Genomic DNA, 6506 nt, shown 5'->3' on the forward strand with positions numbered 1-6506 from the left:
TGATAGCTGATAGCTGATAGCTGATAGCTGATAGCTGATAGCTGATAGCTGATAGCTGATAGCTGATAGCTGATAGCTGATAGCTGATAGCTGATAGCTGATAGCTGATAGCTGATAGCTGATAGCTAAAACACGTTTTACACTCTGGAGTAATTATGTCTAATTGGATTGATGCCACAGTAAAGTCAGTTAAATGGTGGAATGAATCGTTATTTAGCTTAACGGTTAACGCCGATGTAGAACCGTTTAAAGCAGGGCAATTTACAAAGCTCTCTGTTATGGACGGTGAAAAACGTATTGCTCGGGCTTACTCGTATGTTAACGCACCAGATGATCCAAATTTAGAATTTTATTTAATTAATGTAGTCGATGGCCAATTGTCATCGCATTTAGCACAGCTTACCCCAGGTGACACTGTACTAATAGAGCGCCGTGCTAGCGGTTTTTTTACCCTTGACGAAGTGCCAGCGAGTGAACAACTTTGGATGCTTAGCACCGGCACCGCTATTGGCCCGTTTTTATCAATATTGCAGCAAAGTGAGGTATGGCAAAAATACAAACATATCAACTTAGTGCATGGGGTGCGCCTAAATAGCGATTTAAGCTATCAGGAGCTAATTAATAAGTTATTAAAGGCTCATCCTGGGCAGCTTAATTATGTGCCAGTAGTTAGCCGTGAGGAGCCTTTACAAGGTTTAGCAGGGCGAATAACCACAGTGATAAAAAATAACGCGCTATCTGAACATGTGGGGCTGTGTGCTACCCCCAATAATGCACAGTTTATGTTGTGTGGTAATCCACAAATGGTTAAAGATACCAGTGAGTTATTAGTGGCTCAAAACTATAAGCGTAATCGTCGAAAAGAGCCGGGGCATATTACGGTTGAGCAGTATTGGTAATGAGCTATAACGCTATAATAACTATCTCATGAGGGTAAAATTTGCTATGTTGCGCGTTAATTGCATTTTGTCTTTGTACTTAGGAAAACCATGAAACCTTCATTCATCATATATGCGTGTTTATTCGCCGCTTTCACATTAAACTGTCATGCCATAGAGCAATCGGCATCATCAAACAATGCTGAACTGACACAGCCAGAAAAAGTACAGCCGCAACAAGATGCACTTGATACGTTAACTCAAGAGGCTAACATACCTAAACAACCCGATGTAAAGAAAGTGACTGCAGATGATTCTAAAGTACTTGGCAGCGAATCAACGAAGCCGGTTGAACAGCCTAAAAGTAAAGTAGATAAAGCACAAGCGGTCGTCGAGGCTGAGCAAGCAGTGACGCAAGCAAAAGAGGCACTTACAGCAAGGCAACAAGCCAAAGCAAAACAGTCTCGTGAGTCACTTGCTGTTATAGAGCAATTAGTTAAAGCTTACAACGCGCGTAACATTGAAGAATTTATTCGTATGTATGATGAAGATGTTGAGTTTTATATTTTCCCGAATGAGCTATTATTTAAAGGTAAAGAAAAATTAATTGCGCGTTATGGCATTATGTTTAAAAAGCTAAAGTGTCTTCACTCATCACCTATTAAGCGTATTGTGCATGGTGACATTGTGATTGACCATGAGCTATCAGAAACCTGCTCTAACGATCCGAACGTGATAGATAAACGTTCAGAGCTTATTTCAAGCTATCAAATTAAAGATGGCAAAGTGGTTAGGGTATTATTTTTTAGGTAATTATTAATTATGCAGCTAAGTGACGAGAAAAAAATTCGTGTAATGTATCGTGTAGAGCCTGGCTGTTTAGGCCCTGAGGGCGCAGACCACATTGAAGACTTTTGTCGCTTTGCGAACAAGCATATTAAGTCGCCTTATTATGCGCAGTTATTATTTTTACCTCGATACGATAAGCAAAAAGATGAGCGGCAATACAGCGTTAAAAACCGCAACTTATCTCAAGTGCAGGCTAAAGCGTATTTAAATCATTTTGAAATCAACATAGAAGACTTTGAAGAGCAGCTCGACGAGCTGCTTACTAAGTCAATAGACTTATTCTTTAAACGCTAAGCTCTATTGACCTTTGTAGATTGATATTTGTTTAATCTAGAGGCAGTTTAATTGCAGCGCGAGCTTCTAACCTAGTGGGGTCGATAACTGCGCCTAAGTTATTCTACTGGCTTACATCCCTGTAATAATAAGTAAAAACTGAGCAAAACTTTCGCGTTCTGCTCACGCTTTTTACCACCCTCCCTGTAGGCAACGAAGTTTAGGCTTCGTTTGAAACTATCGCATTAAAGCTGTCGTTATCATGCAGACTGGCAAAGGCACTTTCATGAAGTAGCTCGTTTCGTAAGTTGGGTGAGTATTCAAGCGACATTTTTATATCGGCTAGAGCATCTGCATGCTCATGCGTTAAAGCATACGCACAGGCGCGCTGCCAGTATGCGTAACCATAGTCGCTATCTATATCAATTGCTTGATTACAAAGCTCAATAGCTTGCTCAGTCTCATTTAATTCTAATAAAGCATCCGCTTTGTAGGCAATGGCTTCTACATCTTCTGGTTTACGTTTTAAAATTTCATCGAATATTTCAATTTTATTCGCAATATCACTTTCAAGGTTGGCTCGCATCCATAACGAATGAACTTCATTAGTGATTGATATGCGTTCTTGGTTACTGAGTATTTCTTCAGAGCGTACTCGCAGTTTTTCTTCTAATATTTTCAAGCGATCTTCATACTCATCAGTAATAACACTCACTCGGGTGTTTACTATATCTTCTACTTTGTTCTTTACATCACGTAACGAGTTCCAGCCCACTAATACCAAAATAGACGCGGTGGCGGTAATAATAAAAAAGACATTATTAATGGTATCTGTGGTGTAGGTAAGCGCCCGATCGGCGGTGTCTAACTGTGCATGCGTAACTTGTTTGGTCACGTCTTCACGCAGTTTTTGTTGATCTTGGCGAACCGACTTTAATTCGTCGAGAATATAACGTTCAAGTAATGGTTTGTACAAAGGGGCTTCTAGTTGTGCTAATTCACGCTGTTGTTGCTCGTTGAGTGCTGCGGTGTTTTTATCAGCAGCTTGCACCGCAGATGAAAAAACACCAATAAATACAATAAATAGTAAAAAATAAAAACGCATTGATATGCCTAGTTAAAAAATTAGTTAATCGCTTTGTTAACTTTAACATGCGCACATCATTGGTACTAGGGTGAGGATAGGGAAGCTGGAATTAACTCAAAAATCTTTTATTACAGGCAAAAAAAATCCAGCCCAAGTTGGGCTGGAAAAAACTACATCAACATATCAAGGGAACAATAGGAGATAGGTGCTATTGTAAGTTTGCCTACCTGAATTTTTACTTAACTAAATTCAAATAGATAAAAATAAAAAAGAAATAAAGGTGCATAAGTAACTTATACACCTTTTATAACTATAATTTCATGGCGAAGGGGGGTATTCCACTGTGCACTTAAGAAAACCTAAGTCACTTTCAAACCCTTCATCGTACATTACGTGACTATTTTTAATAACGATCATCTATTTTATAAAAAGTTTTAATATTTATTTACGCTAAGCACAAACATTGGCAGCATCATCATATTTATAAATGAGAGTAATCGTTTTAAAGCATTACTTTGCCCTAGCGTATCAAAGCAGCTACACGTATATTGAATAAGCAGAGACCGTACACGTCATTCATTTAATAGCAATAAAATAACAGCGCTCCCAATTGGTGAATACCAAAAGCAGTAAGCATGGGCGTTTTTATTTATACTTAAAAAGGAGCTCAATATGGATAATCATAAAGCGGGTAAATGCCCGGTTATGCACGGCAGTAATACTACAACCGAAAACACCAATACAGATTGGTGGCCAAACTCACTTAATTTAGACATTCTTCATCAGCACGATAGCAAAAGCAGCCCCTACGACAGCGACTTTAATTACGCCGACGCTTTTAATTCACTCGACCTAGAAGCACTTAAAACCGATTTAAAAGATTTAATGACTCAAAGCCAACCTTGGTGGCCAGCTGATTGGGGGCACTATGGAGGCCTGATGATCCGTATGGCATGGCACTCTGCGGGCTCGTACCGTTTAGCTGATGGTCGAGGCGGTGGTGGTACCGGTAATCAACGTTTTGCACCACTTAATTCGTGGCCAGATAATGCTAACCTAGATAAAGCGCGCCGTTTATTATGGCCAATTAAAAAGAAATATGGCAACAAGCTTTCATGGGCCGATTTAATTATTTTAGCCGGTAATATGGCGTACGAATCAATGGGATTAAAAACCTTTGGTTTTGCCGGTGGCCGTGAAGATATTTGGCATCCAGAAAAAGACGTTTATTGGGGCGCAGAAAAAGAATGGCTTGCGCCAAGTGATGAGCGATATACCCAGGTTGATAAACCCGATACCATGGAAAACCCATTAGCGGCAGTGCAAATGGGTTTAATTTACGTAAACCCAGAAGGGGTAAATGGTAAACCCGATCCACTTAAAACCGCAGAACAAGTGCGCGAAACCTTTGCACGTATGGCAATGAACGACGAAGAAACCGCAGCGCTAACGGTCGGTGGCCATACAGTAGGTAAAACGCATGGTAACGGCAAAGAAGAAAACTTAGGCCCAGAGCCAGAAGCCGCCGATGTGCACGAGCAAGGCCTTGGCTGGAATAACCATAAAACCCGTGGCATTGGCCGCGATACCATGACCTCAGGTATTGAAGGCGCATGGACAACCTACCCAACTAAATGGGACAACGGTTATTGTAAACTGCTGCTTAATTACGAGTGGGAGCTAACCAAAAGCCCTGCAGGGGCTCATCAGTGGGAGCCGGTTAATATTAAAGAAGAAGATAAACCCGTTGATGTGGAAGACCCATCGATTCGTTTAAACCCAATAATGACCGATGCCGACATGGCAATGAAGCTCGACCCCGCGTACCGTAAAATTATTGAGCGTTTTAATGACGATTTTGAGTACTTTACTGACGTATTTGCCCGCGCATGGTTTAAGTTAACCCACCGTGATTTAGGGCCAAAATCACGTTATTTGGGCGCCGATGTACCCAGTGAAGATTTAATTTGGCAAGATCCTATTCCTGCAGTTGATTACACCCTAAGCGACGCTGAAATAACCGAGTTAAAAGCGAAGCTACTTAATTGTGGGTTAAGTGAAACCGACTTAATTAATACCGCATGGGATAGCGCCCGCACTTACAGAGGCTCCGATCACCGTGGTGGTGCAAATGGCGCCCGTATTCGCCTAGCTCCGCAAAATAGCTGGCAAGGTAACGAACCAGAGCGTTTAGCCAATGTGATTGCAGCCCTTGAAAAACTGCAAGCGAGTTTAACTAAGCCTGTTAGTATGGCCGATTTAATTGTACTTGGCGGCACCGCTGCGGTTGAACAAGCGGCTAAAAAGGCAGGGGTTGATATAACCGTACCGTTTGCCCCAGGGCGTGGCGATGCTAGTGATGACATGACCGACGCAGAGTCATTCGAGCCATTAGAACCAATTCATGACGGTTTTAGAAATTGGCTGAAAAAAGACTATGCTGTATCCGCCGAGGAGCTATTACTAGAGCGCAGCCAATTGATGGGGCTAACCGCACCAGAAATGAGCGTATTACTAGGCGGTATGCGCGTACTAGGCACTAACTATGGCAATAGTGAACATGGTGTATTTACCGACAAGGTAGGCGTACTGAGTAACGACTTTTTTGTTAATTTAACCGACATGAACAACCGCTGGGAGCCTGCAACTAAAGGCGAGTACAACATAGTCGACCGCGCTAGTGGTAAAACTAAGTACACGGCTACGCGGGTTGATTTAGTGTTTGGTTCAAACTCAATACTCCGTGCATTGGCAGAGTTTTATGCTCAAGACGATAACAAAACTCGTTTTGTACACGACTTTGTCGCCGCATGGGTAAAAGTGATGAATGCCGACCGGTTTGATATTAAATAAACCTAAGTAAAATTTAAAAAGGAGCAGCAATGCTCCTTTTTTTATATTATTTAGGTTAAAGGTTAAAGGTTAAAGGTTAAAGGTTAAAGGTTAAAGGTTAAAGGTTACGAGCTGCGGGCTGCGAGGCGCGGGTATAGTTCAATGACCTTGGTCTTGCGCGGCATAAAGCCCCACCTACGTTAAATCCAGATATTAATCATATCCGTAGGCGGGAGTTTACCTCGCGCATTTTATCTAACGTCTAAATCTAATTTCTTGTTTGAGCTCAGAGAAGCGAGTAAGAAGATAACGGGCTTCGCGTGGCGAGCAGCGGGCTTGTACAAATAGTTTGTACACCTAGTCGTATCAGCAATGAACCTAGAACCTTTAATTTACTCTTTCAGCGCAGCGTCTTTTAATCTCTGTGGTGCATAAATAACTTAAAACCTATTTGCACAAAGAGCAAAGAATGAAAGCAAATGAGCAAATAAAAAATACAGCTTTTCTCGGCCTTTTTTATTAAATAAATTACCAATTGCGTTTTAATTGATACCAAGCAAAATTCTGCCGAACCCCGAACCCCGAAC

At 41.4% G+C, this 6506-nt stretch carries 5 protein-coding genes; 4 read left to right on the top strand and 1 reads right to left on the bottom strand.

Annotation, left to right across the window (positions count from 1 at the left end):
- Positions 1–155 precede the first annotated feature (155 nt).
- The 3 genes from QL986_RS18730 (at position 156) to QL986_RS18740 (ending at position 2021) form a co-directional block, all read left to right on the top strand.
- The gene (locus tag QL986_RS18730) at positions 156–899 is read left to right on the top strand and encodes a ferredoxin--NADP reductase (RefSeq protein WP_016900123.1); all 744 of its coding nucleotides are present in this window, start codon (positions 156–158) and stop codon (positions 897–899) included.
- A gap of 90 nt (positions 900–989) precedes the next feature.
- On the top strand, positions 990–1691 hold the full coding sequence (locus QL986_RS18735; protein WP_028834673.1) for a nuclear transport factor 2 family protein: 702 nt from the start codon (positions 990–992) through the stop codon (positions 1689–1691).
- A 9-nt stretch (positions 1692–1700) separates the two neighbouring features.
- Complete coding sequence (locus QL986_RS18740) at positions 1701–2021, top strand: hypothetical protein (RefSeq protein ID WP_013462852.1); 321 nt, start codon at positions 1701–1703, stop codon at positions 2019–2021.
- Positions 2022–2220: 199 nt separating this feature from the next.
- On the opposite strand, the gene QL986_RS18745 is transcribed toward QL986_RS18740, so the two are convergent.
- Positions 2221–3105, bottom strand: coding sequence for a tetratricopeptide repeat protein (locus tag QL986_RS18745; protein WP_008467888.1), 885 nt, complete (start codon positions 3103–3105; stop codon positions 2221–2223).
- Between the two features lie 654 nt (positions 3106–3759).
- Here QL986_RS18745 and katG point away from each other — a divergent pair.
- On the top strand, positions 3760–5940 hold the full coding sequence (gene katG, locus QL986_RS18750) for a catalase/peroxidase HPI (protein ID WP_288369162.1): 2181 nt from the start codon (positions 3760–3762) through the stop codon (positions 5938–5940).
- Positions 5941–6506: the final 566 nt, after the last annotated feature.

Origin of the sequence: Pseudoalteromonas sp. APC 3250 (assembly GCF_030407915.1) — a bacterium.
In the GTDB taxonomy this organism is placed as follows: Bacteria; Pseudomonadota; Gammaproteobacteria; order Enterobacterales; family Alteromonadaceae; genus Pseudoalteromonas; species Pseudoalteromonas tetraodonis.

Excerpts from the sequence above, each read along its gene's own strand:
- katG (WP_288369162.1), top strand. The coding sequence starts at position 3,760 with ATGGATAATCATAAAGCGGGTAAATGCCCGGTTATGCACGGCAGTAAT.
- QL986_RS18745 (WP_008467888.1), bottom strand. The coding sequence starts at position 3,105 with ATGCGTTTTTATTTTTTACTATTTATTGTATTTATTGGTGTTTTTTCA.
- QL986_RS18735 (WP_028834673.1), top strand. The coding sequence starts at position 990 with ATGAAACCTTCATTCATCATATATGCGTGTTTATTCGCCGCTTTCACA.
- QL986_RS18740 (WP_013462852.1), top strand. The coding sequence starts at position 1,701 with ATGCAGCTAAGTGACGAGAAAAAAATTCGTGTAATGTATCGTGTAGAG.
- QL986_RS18730 (WP_016900123.1), top strand. The coding sequence starts at position 156 with ATGTCTAATTGGATTGATGCCACAGTAAAGTCAGTTAAATGGTGGAAT.